Origin of the sequence: Actinomadura fibrosa, from assembly GCF_900659615.1 — a bacterium.
In the GTDB taxonomy this organism is placed as follows: Bacteria; Actinomycetota; Actinomycetes; order Streptosporangiales; family Streptosporangiaceae; genus Spirillospora; species Spirillospora fibrosa.
Genome location: NZ_CAACUY010000043.1, coordinates 18,497 through 33,213, shown reverse-complemented (window position 1 = coordinate 33,213; position 14,717 = coordinate 18,497). Strand labels below are relative to the sequence as shown.

Below are 14,717 nucleotides of genomic sequence, written 5' to 3'. Positions count from 1 at the left end.
GGGTGCACTCCTTCGCTGACTCCGATGTTAACTGACCATCATGCTGTGTTACCTTGTCTGCCGTCCGGTGCCCGCCGACGCGCCGTCCGCGCGGACCGGACACGGGAGGATCGAGGGATGAGCAGGGAGACCGACGGCCTCCGCGGCCCGGAGCGGCGCCGGCAGGACATCGCCGACGTCGTGCTGTCCGCGGGCTCGGTCACCGCGGCCGAGCTGGCCGAGCGGTTCGGCGTCAGCCTGATGACGATCCACCGCGACCTCGACGAGCTGGAGCGGCAGGGCATCGTCCGCAAGCACCGCGGCGGGGTCACGGCGCAGCCGTCCGGGGTGTTCGAGAGCAACGTCGCCTACCGGGTGAAGTCGATGCGCCCCGCCAAGGAGGCCATCGCCGCCCGCGCCGCCGAGCTGGTCGAACCCGGCATGGCCGTCATGCTGGACGACTCGACCACCGCGCTCGCGCTGGCCCGCCGCCTCACCGGCATCACGCCGCTCACCGTCGTCACGAACTTCCTCCAGGCGCTCAACCTGCTCGCCGACGAGCGCGACGTCCGGCTGATGGCGCTCGGCGGCGACTACGACCCGCTGCACGACTCGTTCCTCGGCATGTCCTGCGTGGACGCGATCGAGCAGCTCAACGTGGACCTCTGCTTCGTCTCCACGTCCGCGGTGTCCGGCGGGTACGCCTACCACCAGGAGCAGCGGATCGTGTCGGTGAAGCGCGCCATGCTCGGCGCGGCGTCCACCGGCGTCCTGCTCCTCGACCACTCGAAGCTGAACCGGGTGGCGCTGCACCGCGTCGCGCCGCTGTCGGCGTTCGACCGCCTCATCGTCGACGACGGCGCCGACCCCGGCGCCCTGCGCGAGCTCGACGAGCACAAGGTCGCCTACGACCTGGCCGCCACCTGACCCGCCCCACCCGCGCGCCCGTCCGGTACCGTCCGCCCGGGCATGTCCGAAACACACCGATGAACTGGGCGAAAGCATCTTGACACCCGGATCAGCCGCCTCTTACGCTCTTGCTCACATTTTCCGGCGTTAACTTAACAACGTCGTCCGTGGAGATTGTGAACGGAGTGGGCTCGTGACCGGTTCCCCCAGCGCGACGGTGACCCCGTACGGTCTCCGCTGCGACCACCGGGCCGAGCCGCTGGGCGTGGACGCGCCGGCGCCGCTGCTGTCGTGGCGGCTCGCGTCCGCGCACCGGGGCGCCGCGCCCGCCGCGTACCGGGTCCGCGTGCGCACAAGCGACGGCACGCCGGTCTGGGACTCCGGCACCGTCGCCGACCCGGCCGCCACCGGCGCGGTCTACGGCGGGCCCGCGCCGCGTCTCCGCACCCGCTACCACTGGACGGTCGAGATCACCGCCGCGGACGGCGGGACGGCCGAGGCCGGGTCCTGGTTCGAGACGGGCATGCTCCGCCCGGACGCGTGGACGGCCGCCTGGATCACGCACGACCCGTCCGCCCTCGATGTCGTGGACGCCCCGGAGGAGGGCGAGCTCGCCCTGACCGACCACGGCCTCCAGCCCGCGGTGCGGCTGCGGCGCGCGTTCGAGGCGCCGCGGGTCCCCGTCCGGGCGCGGCTCTACGTCACCGCGCGCGGCCTGTACGAGATCCGGGTGAACGGGGTCCGCGCGGGGGACGCCGAGCTCGCCCCCGGCTGGACGGACTACCGCGACCGCATCGACTACCAGGCGTACGACGTCACCGCGTCGGTGCGGCAGGGCGCGAACGTGCTCGCCGCGACCGTCGCGGACGGCTGGTGGAGCGGCTTCGTCGGCTTCGACCCGCGCCGCTCCGGCGCCCACTACGGGACGTTCCCGCAGCTTCTCGCCGAACTGCACCTCGACCACGCCGACGGGACGACGGAGGTCGTCGCCACCGGCGGCGACTGGCTCAGCTCCCGCTCGCCCGTCCGGTACGCCGACCTGCTGATGGGCGAGTGCCACGACCTCCGCCGCGAGACCCCCGGCTGGGACCTCCCCGGGGGCGACGCCGGGGGATGGCGGCCCGCCTGGGTCGCGGGCACGGACCGCACGGGGCTCACCGCGTCCGTCGCGCCGCCGGTGCGGGCCGTCCGGGAACTGGAGGCGCGGTCGTTGACCCGGACGGGCCGCGACCGCTTCATCGTCGACTTCGGCCAGAACTTCGCCGGACGGGTCAGGCTCGTGGCGCGCGGCCTCACGCCCGGCGACCGGGTCGTCGTCCGCCACGCCGAGGCACTGGAGGAGGACGGCGGCCTCTACACCGCCAACCTGCGCACCGCCGCCGCCACGGACGTGCTCATCGCGGGCACCGACCCCGAGGCGGTCTTCGAGCCGCGCTTCACCTACCACGGCTTCCGGTACGCCGAGGTCAGCGGGCTGGAGGACCTGGACGCCGCCGACGTCACCGGCGTCGTCCTGCACAGCGACACCCCGTGGGCGGGGGAGTTCGCCTGCTCCGACCCCGACGTGAACCGGCTCTTCGCGGCGATCGCGTGGGGGCAGCGGTCCAACTTCGTCGGCGTCCCGACCGACTGCCCGCAGCGCGACGAGCGGCTCGGCTGGCTCGCCGACGCGCAGGTGTTCCTGCCCACCGCCTGCCTGAACGCCGACGTCGCCGCGTTCTTCGACGGCTGGCTGCGCGAGGTGCGCGGCGCCCAGTCGCCGGACGGCGCGTTCCCCAACGTGGCGCCCCGGCTCGCCGGCGTCGCGGACGAGGGCGCCCCCGGCTGGGGCGACGCCGGCGTCCTCGTGCCCTGGCACCTGTACCGCGCCTACGGGGACGAGCGGTTCCTGGAGCGCAACCTCGACGCGATGTGCGCGTGGGTCGACCACGTCCACCGGCACAACCCCGACCTGGTGTGGCGCGACCGGGTCGGGCCCCACTTCGCCGACTGGCTCGCCCCGGCGCCGACGCCGCGCGAGGTCCTCGCCACCGCCTACTTCGCCCGGAGCGCGGAGCTGACGGCGCGGTCCGCGGAGGTCCTCGGGCGGCACGACACCGCCCGCCGGTACGGCGACCTCGCCGAGCAGGTCCGGAAGACCTTCAACGACCGCTTCGTCACTCCCGACGGGCGCGTCGAAGGCGACACCCAGACCGCCTACCTGCTGGCACTGGCGTTCGACCTGCTCCCGGAGGACCTCGTCCCCCGTGCGGCCGACCGGCTCGCCGAACTGGTCGAGGACGCGGGACCCGGCGTCACCACCGGGTTCCTCGGCGTCGGCCTGATCGCCCCGGTGCTGGACGCGCACGGCCGCGCCGACCTCGCGCACGCCCTGCTGCGCCGCACCGACCCGCCGTCCTGGCTGTACCCGCTGCGGCACGGCGCGACCACGATCTGGGAGCGCTGGGACGGCTACACCGAGCGCGGGTTCCAGGCCGCGGCGATGAACTCGTTCAACCACTACGCGCTCGGCTCGGTCGGCGAGTGGCTGTACCGGGGCGTCGCCGGGCTCGACCAGGCCCCCGGCTCGACCGGCTACCGCGACCTGCTCGTCCGGCCGCGCCTCGGCACCCTCGCCTGGGCGCGCGCGAGCCACGAGTCCGTTCGCGGGACGGTCGCCGTCGAGTGGGCCCGGCGGGACGGCCGCCTCGATCTCCGCGTGGTGGTGCCGCCCGGCGCCACCGCGACCGTGCACGTCCCGACCGGCGATCCCGGGAGCGTGCGCGAGAGCGGGGTCCCGGCGGCGGACGCCGCCGGGGTGCGGATCGCCGGCACCGCGGCGGACGGGCTCCGCTGCCTGATCGCTTCGGGGGAGTACCGCTTCACGGCGGACGTTCAATGACCGCCGTCCCCACGACGGGACGGCCCATGACGGACATGGCCGGAAACCGCCGACCCCACCCCGGCGGGCCGCGCCATGGACGCGAGGAGGACAGATGACAACGTCGTTCGACCGGGCGCCGCTCAGCCGCCGCGGATTCCTGCGGCTGTCGGGCGGCGCGGCCGCCGCGGCCGCGCTGCCCGCCGTCCTGGCGGCCTGCGGAGGGTCCTCGGGCGGCTCCGGCGGCACCCTGCGGCTGGTCGGCGTCGCCGACCAGCAGAAGCCGCTCGACCTGCTGACCAAGGCCTACACCCAGGCGAAGTTCAGCACCTCGTACGCGCCGACCGACCAGGTGCAGACCTCGGTGCGCACCCAGCTCGGCGCGGGCAACGCCCCGGACCTGCACGTCGTCTACCCGGGCAACGGCAGCGCGATGAGCATGGCGCAGATCGCGCAGGCCGGGCTGCTGGCCGACCTCAGCGACCAGGCCTGGACGAAGCGGATCCCGGACAACTTCAAGCCGGCGTTCCAGCTCGGCGGCAAGACCCTCATCTACTCGGCCGGGTCCAGCGTCATCGGCGCGATCTACAACAAGAAGGTGTTCGCGGAGGCCGGCGTCGAGCCGCCGAAGACCTGGAGCGAGTTCCTCCAGGTCTGCGACAAGATCAAAAAGAAGGGCAAGGTGCCCATCGCGCTGGGCGCCCAGACCCCGTGGATCACCCAGCTGATCACCTACGCGCTGGTGCCGTCCACCGTGTACGCCAAGAACCCGCAGTTCGACGCCCAGATGAAGGCCGGTTCGGCGACGTTCGCGAACTCCGGCTGGACGCAGGCCCTGGAGATGTACCTCGACCTCCAGAAGCGCGGCTTCTTCAACGACAACCCCAACGGCACCACGTTCGAGCAGCAGACGTCCATGGTCGCCACCGGCAAGGCCGCCATGGCGATCCAGGTGTCGGCCGTCCTGCCCGACTTCCGCAAGGCCGCCACCAGCCCCGACGACCTGGCGATGTTCCCGGTCCCCGGCGCGGACGACGCGTCCCAGGTGTGGATCCCCGCCGGCGTCGTCGTGGGCCTTGGCGTGAGCGCCCGCAGCAAGAACCGCGACGACGCCAAGGCCTTCATCGAGTTCCTGGGCAAGCAGGAGAACATCAACAAGTGGGCCGAGGCGGTCGCCTGCGTCCCGCTCGTCCGGGACGCCTCGTCCAAGATCGACCCGGTGCTGAACCCGTTCCTGCCGTTCATGGACGGCGGCAAGGCCGTCCCGTTCATGGACCAGGCCTGGCCCAACGCCGAGGTGCAGCCCGCCCACTTCGCCATGGTGCAGGAACTCCTCGCAGGCAAGACCACGATCCCGAAGGGCCTGGCCAAACTCGACGAAACGTACAGGAAGAAGTAGCGGTGAGTTCGACGACGCGTCGGGCGGTGGGGGCGGCGGCGGGGCGGCGTGCCGCGTCGGGCGCTGCTCCCGGGCCGCCCGGCATGGACGGGGCCCGCGCGAGCGGGGGCCGTGCGGGCGGGGGTCGGGTGCGGTCGCGGCGGCGGCGGGGTGGATTTCTGACGCCGCCGTGGTGGTTCGCCGCGCCCGCCGTCCTCGTGTACGCGCTGGTGGTGCTGTATCCGAGCGCCAGCGGCGTCATGTACGCCTTCACCGACTGGAACGGCATCGGCGACCGCTCGTTCAACGGGCTCGACAACTTCCAGCGGCTCTGGCAGGACGACGCCGCGCGCGGCTCGCTGACCAACACGCTGCTGCTGACGGTCGCGATCGTCGTCGTCCAGAACGGGATCGGGCTGCTGCTCGCGCTGGGGGTGCACACCCACATCAAGTCGCGGGCGGTGCTGCGGGTCGTGTTCTTCACGCCCGCCGTCGTCAGCCCCGTCATGGTCGCGTTCCTGTGGAAGTACGTCTACAACCCGGCGCCGGACGCGGGCCTCAACGGCATCCTCGGCGCGGTCGGGCTCGGCTCGCTGCGGCAGGACTGGCTGGGCGACCCGTCGCTGGCGCTGTGGTCGGTGGCCGGGATGGTGGTCTGGCAGTTCGCGGGCTACTCGATGGTCATCTTCCTGGCCGGGCTGGAGGGCGTGCCCGCCGAGCTGCACGAGGCCGCGATGATCGACGGCGCCGGGCGGTGGCAGCGGTTCCGGAGCGTGACGTGGCCGCTGCTCGCCCCGTCCGTGACGATCAACGTGATGCTGTCGACGATCGGCGGGCTGAAGCTGTTCGACCAGGTGTACGCCGCCACGAGCGGCGGCCCGGGGCACGCCAGCGAGACGCTGTCCACCGTCCTGTACAAGCAGGCGTTCGTGTACGGCAACTACGGCTACAGCACGGCGATCGCGCTCGTGCTCGCGCTGTTCGTCGCGGCGGTGTCGCTCGTCCAGGTCTACTACCTGCGCAGTCGGGAGGTCGGCTCGTGAGCCTCCGGTACGGTCTCCGGACGTTCCTGCTGGAACTCGTGATGGTCGCCGCGGCCGTGGCGTTCCTGTTCCCGGTGTACGCGCTGGTGACGTTGTCGCTGAAGGACAAGCAGCAGCTCGCCGCGTCGCCGCTGTCGCCGCCCACGTCGCCGACCCTCGGCAACTACTCGGACGCCTGGTCGCGGGCGTCGCTCGGGTCGGCGCTGCTGAACAGCACGGTGATCACGGTGGCCAGCCTCGTCGTGCTCATCGCGATCGGGTCGTTCGCCGCGTACTTCCTGGCGCGCTGCGCCACCCGGCTCGGGTTCGGGCTGTACGTGCTGTTCCTGCTCGGCATCGTGCTGCCGTTCCAGCTCGGCATGATCCCGCTGTTCAAGATGGTCGACTCGGCGGGGCTGCTCGGCACCTACCAGGGCATGATCGTGTTCTACACCGGCATCCAGCTGCCGTTCACGGTGTTCCTCTACACGGGGTTCATCCGGGCGCTGCCCGCCGACTACGCCAACGCCGCGCTGATCGACGGGGCCGGGCACCTCCAGGCGTTCACCCGCGTGGTGTTCCCGCTGCTGCGGCCGATCACCGGCACCGTGCTGATCCTCAACGCGGTGTTCATCTGGAACGACTTCTTCACGCCGCTGCTGTACCTCGGCGGGTCGGCGCGGGAGACGGTCCCGGTGCGGATCTTCGCGTTCGTCGGGCAGTACGTGTCGGACTACGGCCTGGTGTTCGCCGGGCTGGTGCTCGCCGCGCTGCCGATCATCGTGGTGTTCCTGGTCCTCCAGCGCTATGTGATCAAGGGCTTCGCCAGCGGGCTGAAGGGATGAGGGGGCCTCGTCCGCGGGCGCCCCGTCCGGCCGGGCCGGTCCCGGGGCCGCTGCGGGCGGTGCTGGACGAGCCGCCCGCCGCGTTCTCCCCGGCGCCGATCTGGTGGTGGAGCGGCGAGCGGCTCGACCGGCGGCGGCTGCGCGACCAGCTCGGGCGGTTCGCGGACGGCGGCGTCCGCAACCTCGTCGTGCTGAACCTGGCACCGTCCGGCCCGATGTTCGGATCGGACGCCGACGACCCCGCGTTCTTCTCCGGCGCCTGGTGGGACCTCCTCGACGGCGTCTGCGAGGACGCCGCCGGGCTCGGGGTGTCGCTGTGGTTCTACGACCAGCTCGGGTTCTCCGGCGCCGACCTCCAGGCCCGGCTCGTCCGGGACGTCCCGGAGTACGCCGGGCGGTGGCTGGAGCGGGACGGGACGGCGACCGCGCGCGGGTTCGACTACCTGTCGGCGGAGGCGTGCGCGGCGCTGCTCGACCGGGTGCACGGCGAGTTCGCGCGGCGGCTCGGCCACCGGCTCGGCTCGGTGATCGTCGGGTCGTTCCAGGACGAGCTGCCGTCGATCCCGACCTGGTCGGCGGCGTTCGCGGCCGAGTTCGCCCGCCGCCGCGGCTACGACCTGCCCCTGGACGTCCTCTGGAAGGACGGCGGCGACGAGAGCGCCGCGATCCGCCGCGACTACCACCTGACGCGCGCCGAGCTGGCCGAGGAGGCGTTCTTCCGTCCGCTCGCCGAATGGCACGACGCGCACGGGCTGCTGCACGGCTGCGACCAGCAGGATCCGGCGCGGGCCGGGCGTCCCGTGGACGGCGTGCGCCTCTACGCCGACTACGCCCGCACCCACCGCTGGTTCGGCGCGCCGGGCTCGGACCACCACGGGGACGCCCGCATCCACTCGTCCCTCGCGCATCTCTACGGGCGCGACCGCGTCTGGATCGAGGCGTTCCACTCCAGCGGGTGGGGCGGGACCCTGGAGGAGACGTTCGACTGGCTGCTCCCGTGGCTGCGCGCGGGCGCCACCCTCTACAACCCCCACGCGGTCTACTACTCGACCAAGGCGGGCTGGTGGGAGTGGGCGCCGCCGTCCACCGACTGGAGGCAGCCGTACTGGCGCCACCACCGCGTGTTCGCCGACGCGGTCGCCCGGCTCTGCGCGGCGCTGTCGCTGGGACGGCACGTGTGCGACGTCGCCGTCCTGTTCCCCACCGCGACGGCGCAGGCGGGGACGCGGCTGGACGGCGTCGACGCGTCCGCCGCGCTCGCCCAGGACACCTACCGCGCCCTCGTCGGCGATATGGCCTGGTTCCGGATGGTCCCGGGCGTCCTCGACCGGCTCCGTGTGGACGCCGACGTGGTGGACGACGACTCCGTCCAGCGGGGCAAGGTCCTGAACGGGCGGCTGGAGGTCGCGGACGAGTCGTACCGCACCATCCTGCTCCCTGCCTGCACCGTTCTGGAAGGCGAGACGGCGCGGCGGCTGATCGCCCTGGCCGAGTCTGGCGGACGCGTCATCGCGATCGGCCCGCCGCCCCGGCACGGAGTCGGCGACCCGGGCGCTGGCGAGGCGGTGGCGCGGCTGCGCGAACTCCTGGAGGCGGTACCGGACGCGGACGCCCTGGTCCTCGACGGCGAGCGGCGGGTGGACGCCCCGGTGCCCGCGCTGGTCCGCGAGATCGACGGCGCGACCGTCGTGTTCGTGACCGCCGCCGCGTCCATGGCCAGCCGCGTGTCGGTGGGCCGTCCCGACGAACGCGGGATCGACCTCGGCTGGCTCGACGTGTCCTACGACTTCGACCCCGGCCGCTACCTGCGCGACATGCCGCTGCGGGTCCGGGACGTCACCGGCCCCGCCTACCTGGCGAGCCTGTTCGGCGGACCGCTCCGGCCGCTCCCCACGCGGGCGGTCGGCGACCGCGAGGTCGAGGTGGTCGTCCCCTTCGACGACGGCCCGGCGGCGCTGCTGATCTTCCCGGGCGGCCCGGACGAGCCGGTCGCACCGGCCTCCGCGGTCGCACCGGGCGCACCGGCCGCAGCGGGCGCGGAGAGCGTCATAGAGTTCGGTCCGTCCTGGACGATGGAGACGGTCCCGACCCTGGACAACGCCTGGGGCGACTTCGCCCGCCCGGCCGGCGCCGAAGTGCCACTGGAATGCTGGAAACTCCTCCACAAGGTGGCGGGCGACGCCACCTGGACGGAGGCCCACGCCACGTTCGGCCCGCACGGCGTCTGGTCGCGGGCTTCGGATGGACGATGGCAGCCCGCCGTCTACTCCGACTCGCGCGGCATCCGCAAGGACACGGTCCACCGCACCTTCCTTGGGCCCAAAGGACACGTCCCTGAGGAGTTCCTCGACTTCGGCGACATCCCGGCAGGGGAGACGGTCATCTTCCGCGCGCGCTTGGACGTGCCTACCGACGGCGGCTTCCCGGCCATAGGCGCGGCAGCGGCGAAGACCCTCCGGGTAGACGGCGTGGACGTCCCCCTCGACGACCACGGTTACCTGGCGATCGCCGAAGCCCGCATCCCGGCGGGCGAGCACGACGTCGAACTGCGGCTCGTCCCCGACGAGGACGTCCGGCTCCGCGCCCACCTCGCCGTCGTCACCGATACCGAGCGGTATCGGCGGCCGGAGTGGATGACGGTCGCGGGCCCGGGCGTCCCGGGAGCGCGCGTGACGTTCACCGCACCCCTGTCCGGCACCGCGACGGTGCTCCAGGTCGCGTCCGCCGCGCCGTGCCGCGTCCTGGTGGACGGCGCGGAGGTCGGCCGCCAAGGCGGCTTCGACCCGTACGCGGAGCACGCGGTCCCGCGCGTCGGCCGGTACGACGTCCCCGGCGGGCGCGAGGTGAGGGTGGAGCTGACCGAGGGCACGACGCCGCCCGCCGTCCTCGTGGACGGCGCCGCGGTCTCGGGCCCCGGTTGGGCGGCGGAGCGTGACGGCGCCCCCGTGGCCGTCACGCCGAGCCGTCGCCAGCACGGCGACCCGGCCGCGCTGCACCTCCACCGCCGCCCGCACCCGCTGCCCGGCGCGTCCTGGCTGGAGGACGACCCGTCCCCGGACGCCGTCCTCCCCACCCGCCTCGCCGAACCGGACGCGGAACCCCGCGTCGAACGCCTGCGCTTCACCGTGCCCCCGGGCACGACCCGCATAGCGCTGGACCTGCACGGCGAACTGGTGGAGGCCCACATCGACGGCCGCCCGCTCGATCCGCACATCACGGGCGACGAACTGGCGCCGTCCGTCGAGATCGCTCTGGCGCAGGGCCTCACAGGCGTCCGGTCGGTGACGTTGCGCGTCCGGACACTGCCGGGACACCGCGGCGGCGCGATGCTCGGCGGCCCCGTCCGGTTCACCGCCGGACCAGGCACGATCGGGCTCGGCGACTGGGAGGACGCGGGCCTCGCCGGCTTCAGCGGCGCCGTCCGCTACCGCCGCCGCTTCGACCTCCCCGCCGACCCGGTCCCGGGAACGGCGACCCTCGACCTGGGCCGGGTCCGCGGCACCGCCGAGGTCACGGTCAACGGCACGCCGGCCGGGACGCGGATCTGCGCGCCGTACCGCTTCGACGTCGGCCCGGCGCTCCGTCCGGGACCCAACGAGATCGAGGTCCTCGTCTGCGGGACGCTCGCGCCCTACCTCGACGACGTGAGCCCGACCCACTTCGTCTTCCCAGGTCAGCGCACGTCCGGCCTGTTCGGCCCGGTCACCCTCCGGCTGCGCGAGAACACCTGATCCCCGCGACTCCTTCGCCCCCCACACGAGGAGATGTGCATGTCCAGTGCCCAGCGACCGTCCGGCCCGGCGATGGGACGGCGGGGCCTGCTGCTGTCCGGCGGCGCCCTCGCCCTCTCCGCCGCCGCGGCGGGCTTCTCACCGAGCCGCGCGTGGGCGGCGCCCGCGTTCCGGTCCGACCCGTTCGCGCTCGGCGTCGCCTCCGGCGACCCGTGGCCGACCGGCGTCGTCCTGTGGACGCGGCTCGCCCCCGAACCGCTGGCCCCGGACGGCGCCGGAGGCATGCCCGCCCGCAAGGTCGAAGTGACCTGGGAGGTCGCCGCCGACGACCGGTTCCGCACGATCGTCCGACGCGGACGGACCTACGCCGTCCCCGAACTGGCGCACTCCGTCCACGTCGAGGTGAACGGGCTCAAGCCGGGACGCGAGTACTTCTACCGGTTCCGCGTCCACGGCGCCGACAGCCCCGTGGGCCGCACCAGGACGGCCCCGCCGCCATGGGCGCCCCTCAAGGCCTTGAACTTCGGGTTCGTCTCCTGCCAGGCATGGTTCGAGGGCTTCTACACCGCCTACCGGCACCTCGCGGCGGAGGACATCGACATCGTCTTCCACCTCGGCGACTACATCTACGAGAACCCGATCGACGCGTCCGGCGGCGTACGGGGCGTCGCGCTGCCCGCCGAAGTGCGGGCCGAACCGTACGACCTCACCCAATACCGCCTCCGGCACGCCCTCCACCACTACGACGCCGACATCATCGCCGCGCACCAGGCCCACCCGTGGGCCGTCGTCTGGGACGACCACGAGATCGACGACAACTGGGCCGGCGACTACGGCAAGGACCCGGGCACCGACCCCGCAGCGTTCCGGCAGCGCAAGGCCGCCGCGTTCCAGGCGTACTACGAGCACCTCCCGCTGCGCCTGCCCAACAGGCCGAAAGGCCCGCAAGGACGCCTCTACCGCTCCCTCGACTACGGCAGGATGGCGCGCTTCCACATCCTCGACACCCGCCAGTACCGCGACGACCAGGCCTGCGGCGACAAGACCGGCGACTGCGCCGACCGGCTGCTGCCCGGCCGGACCGTCCTCGGCGACGCCCAGGAGAGATGGCTCTTCGACGGCCTGGAGCGGTCGTCCGCGACCTGGAACATCATCCCGCAGCAGATCCCCGTCACCCAGGTCGACACCGTGCCGGGCGACGGCCGCGCCTTCGTCATGGACTTCTGGGACGGCTACAAACCCGCCCGCGACCGGCTGTTCACCGAACTCGCCGAACGGAGGATCCGGAACCCCGTCGTCCTCACGGGCGACATGCACCGGCACATGGCGGCCGACCTGAAACTGGACTTCGACGACCCCGGCTCCCGCACCGTCGGCGTCGAATTCGTCGGCACGTCCATCTCCACCAAGATGGACGGGACGGACCTCGACCCGAGCGGCCAGAACCTCCTGGACGCCAACGAGCACATCAGGTTCACCAGCTACCAGCGCGGCTACGTCCGGTGCACGCTCACCAAGGACGCGTGCCGCGCCGACTTCCGCGTCCTGCCCTACGTGACGAGACCGGGCGCGCCCGTGAGCACGCGGACCAGCTTCGTCACCGAGAACGGGAACCCGGGCCTGCAACCGGCCTGACCCGGCTCGCGCGGTCGCCGCCCGCTTCCACGCCCCGCCGGACGAGGCGAGTGGGGATCGTGATCTCGGACGGCCACGACGCGTCGCCGCCGATCCGCTCGAACAACCGGACGGCGGCGGCGCGGCCGAGCTCCCGCACGTCATAGGCGATCACGGTCAGCGGCCGCGGCATCAGCGCGGACAGCTCGAAGTCGTCGAACCCCATCAGCGCCGCGCCCGAACCCCGCCGGAACAGCTCCCGCACCGCGCCGACGGTGATCCGGTTGTTGCCGGTGAAGAACGCCGTCGGCGGATCGTCCGCGTCCAGCATCGCGGCGACCGCGCGCGCGGCCCCCTCCGGATCACCGACACCCGCCCTGACCAGCGAATCGTCATAGGGGACGCCCGCGCCCGCCAGCGCCGTCCGCACCCCGGCCAGCCGCTCCCGCGCCGTATGGATCGCCGGCGAGTCGACGATCACGCCGATCCGGCGGTGCCCGTCCGCCAGCAGGCTCCCGATCCCCGCCCGCGCACCCGCCGCGTTGTCCACCAGGACGCTGTCGGCGAGGATGCCCGACGGCGGACGGTCCAGGAAGACCATCCGCATGCCCATCTCCGCCTCCGGCCGCGTGTAGGAATGGTCGGCGCCCGCCGGGACGATGACCAGCCCGTCCACCCGGCGCTGGCACAACTGCGCGAACTGCCGCTGCTCCAGCTCGGGATCCTCCTCCGAACTGACCGTGATCAGATGCGTGTCATGCGCCCGCGCGACCCGCGCCACCTCCGCCGCGATCGTCGAGTAGAACGGATTCGCCAGATCCTCGATGATCAGCCCGATCGTCGCTGTCTCCCGCCCCGACCGCAGCGAACTCGCCATCGCGTTCCGCCGGAACCCCAGCTCACCGATCGCCGCGAGCACCCGCTCGACCAGCTCCGGCCGCACGTTCGGCTCATTGTTGATCACCCGCGACACCGTCTTCGGACTGACCCCCGCCAAGGCCGCCACATCCGAAATCGTAGGTCGTTGTTTCATTGCACCGCCCTTGGCGTCACGCGCTGGCGCGCGTTCCTTCAACGGGCGTTGCGGCGATCGCCGCATCGCTTCGGCTCGCCTGGCGGCTCACTGCGCGATCAGATCCTCGCAAGCTCGGATCTGGCTTCGCATGCGATCGCAGCGCCCCGACAACGTTATCAGCCAGCTTAAGGACGATCACTGCGGCTCGTCGCGTGTACTGCGAGGTTTGGATGGCCGTACGGGTGGATCATCTCGGCTGAATCTTGACAACGTTGTCTCGGCGCGGGGAGGGTGGGGCGTGACGTCATCCGACCAGCCCCGTTCGAGGACGAATGCCTGAGCTCCGCCCCATCGCCCTGCCCGCCAACCAGCCCCGGCACTTCTACCGGGGCGGCGCCAATATCGGCCGTTTCCGGGGTGCGCCACCGCCCGACGAGTACCGTCCCGAGGACTGGGTCGGGTCGGCGACCAGCCGATTCGGAGGTGACGTGGGGCTGACCTTCCTGCCTGACGGGCGGTCGCTGCGGGCGGCGATCGCCGAGGATCCGGACGGATGGCTCGGGCCGGAGCATGTTCGTGCGTGGGGGGAGTCTCCGGCGCTGCTCGTGAAGCTGCTCGACGCCGGTCAGCGGCTTCCGGTGCACGTCCACCCGACCCGGGAGTTCGCGCGCGACCACCTCGGCAGCGTGTTCGGCAAGACCGAGGCGTGGCTTGTGATGGACGTGCCGGACGGCGGCGAGGGGCGCGTCCACCTCGGGTTCCGCGAGGACGTCGGGGACGACCGGCTGCGCGAGTGGATCCGCACGCAGAACGGCGCGGCGATGCTGGGCGAGATGAACGAGGTGGCGGTCCGCCCGGGCGACGCCGTGCTGATCCCGGCCGGGCTGCCGCACGCCATCGACGCCGGGGTCTTCCTCGTGGAGGTCCAGGAGCCGACCGACTTCAGCATCATGATCGAGTGGGAGGGCTTCCTGCCGGCGGGCGCGGACGCGGACCTGCGGCTCGGCTGGGACACCGCCGTCCAGTGCGTGGACGGGCGCGGGCACCACGCCGAGGAGGTCGGACGGCTCGTCCGGCGGCCGTCCGAACTGCCCGAGTCGCGGCCCGGTGTGCGGCGGGTGTGGCCCGAGGGCGCCGACCCGTTCTTCCGCGCCGAGCTCGCCGGTGAGGGCGCGGAACTCGATCCGGGCTTCGCGGTGTTGATCGTGCTGCGCGGCTCCGGTGAACTGCGCGGCGCGGATGGCATCGTGTCCCTCCGGGCCGGGCAGACCGTCCTCGTCCCCTACGGGGCGGGGCCGGCGACGGTGCGCGGCGACGTCGAGGTCCTGCGGTGCCTGCCTCCGGCGCCGTGACCGCTGAGGAGG

Annotated in this window: 9 protein-coding genes; 8 read left to right on the top strand and 1 reads right to left on the bottom strand. The window is 72.9% G+C overall.

Going from position 1 to position 14,717, the window contains the following annotated elements:
- Positions 1-117 precede the first annotated feature (117 nt).
- The 7 genes from E1300_RS17435 (at position 118) to E1300_RS17405 (ending at position 12,359) form a co-directional block, all read left to right on the top strand.
- Positions 118-906 carry a DeoR/GlpR family DNA-binding transcription regulator gene (locus E1300_RS17435; protein WP_131758063.1) on the top strand — a complete coding sequence of 263 codons (789 nt, stop codon included), beginning with the start codon at positions 118-120 and terminating at the stop codon, positions 904-906.
- A gap of 175 nt (positions 907-1,081) precedes the next feature.
- The gene (locus E1300_RS17430) at positions 1,082-3,769 is read left to right on the top strand and encodes an alpha-L-rhamnosidase (protein ID WP_207399804.1); all 2,688 of its coding nucleotides are present in this window, start codon (positions 1,082-1,084) and stop codon (positions 3,767-3,769) included.
- Positions 3,770-3,863: 94 nt separating this feature from the next.
- Positions 3,864-5,147 carry an ABC transporter substrate-binding protein gene (locus E1300_RS17425; protein ID WP_131758062.1) on the top strand — a complete coding sequence of 428 codons (1,284 nt, stop codon included), beginning with the start codon at positions 3,864-3,866 and terminating at the stop codon, positions 5,145-5,147.
- A 2-nt stretch (positions 5,148-5,149) separates the two neighbouring features.
- On the top strand, positions 5,150-6,169 hold the full coding sequence (locus E1300_RS17420; RefSeq protein WP_242619205.1) for a carbohydrate ABC transporter permease: 1,020 nt from the start codon (positions 5,150-5,152) through the stop codon (positions 6,167-6,169).
- Positions 6,166-6,993, top strand: a complete 828-nt coding sequence (locus E1300_RS17415) for a carbohydrate ABC transporter permease (protein WP_242619204.1) — start codon at positions 6,166-6,168, stop codon at positions 6,991-6,993. Before E1300_RS17420 ends, E1300_RS17415 begins: the two co-directional genes overlap by 4 nt.
- On the top strand, positions 6,990-10,724 hold the full coding sequence (locus E1300_RS17410; protein WP_131758061.1) for a glycosylhydrolase-like jelly roll fold domain-containing protein: 3,735 nt from the start codon (positions 6,990-6,992) through the stop codon (positions 10,722-10,724). Before E1300_RS17415 ends, E1300_RS17410 begins: the two co-directional genes overlap by 4 nt.
- Before the next feature lie 39 nt (positions 10,725-10,763).
- Positions 10,764-12,359, top strand: a complete 1,596-nt coding sequence (locus E1300_RS17405; RefSeq protein ID WP_131758060.1) for an alkaline phosphatase D family protein — start codon at positions 10,764-10,766, stop codon at positions 12,357-12,359.
- Here the strand turns inward: E1300_RS17405 and E1300_RS17400 are convergent.
- Entirely contained in the window at positions 12,322-13,371 is a 1,050-nt protein-coding gene (locus E1300_RS17400) for a LacI family DNA-binding transcriptional regulator (protein WP_131758059.1), read from the bottom strand. The two genes, E1300_RS17405 and E1300_RS17400, sit on opposite strands and share 38 nt — an antisense overlap.
- A 314-nt stretch (positions 13,372-13,685) precedes the next feature.
- Between E1300_RS17400 and E1300_RS17395 the strand changes: the two genes are divergently transcribed.
- Positions 13,686-14,705 carry a class I mannose-6-phosphate isomerase gene (locus tag E1300_RS17395; RefSeq protein ID WP_131758058.1) on the top strand — a complete coding sequence of 340 codons (1,020 nt, stop codon included), beginning with the start codon at positions 13,686-13,688 and terminating at the stop codon, positions 14,703-14,705.
- The last annotated feature ends 12 nt before the right edge of the window (positions 14,706-14,717 follow it).

Coding starts and splice junctions, on each gene's coding strand:
- E1300_RS17435 (WP_131758063.1), top strand. CDS start 118: ATGAGCAGGGAGACCGACGGCCTCCGCGGCCCGGAGCGGCGCCGGCAG.
- E1300_RS17425 (WP_131758062.1), top strand. CDS start 3,864: ATGACAACGTCGTTCGACCGGGCGCCGCTCAGCCGCCGCGGATTCCTG.
- E1300_RS17410 (WP_131758061.1), top strand. CDS start 6,990: ATGAGGGGGCCTCGTCCGCGGGCGCCCCGTCCGGCCGGGCCGGTCCCG.
- E1300_RS17405 (WP_131758060.1), top strand. CDS start 10,764: ATGTCCAGTGCCCAGCGACCGTCCGGCCCGGCGATGGGACGGCGGGGC.
- E1300_RS17400 (WP_131758059.1), bottom strand. CDS start 13,371: ATGAAACAACGACCTACGATTTCGGATGTGGCGGCCTTGGCGGGGGTC.
- E1300_RS17395 (WP_131758058.1), top strand. CDS start 13,686: ATGCCTGAGCTCCGCCCCATCGCCCTGCCCGCCAACCAGCCCCGGCAC.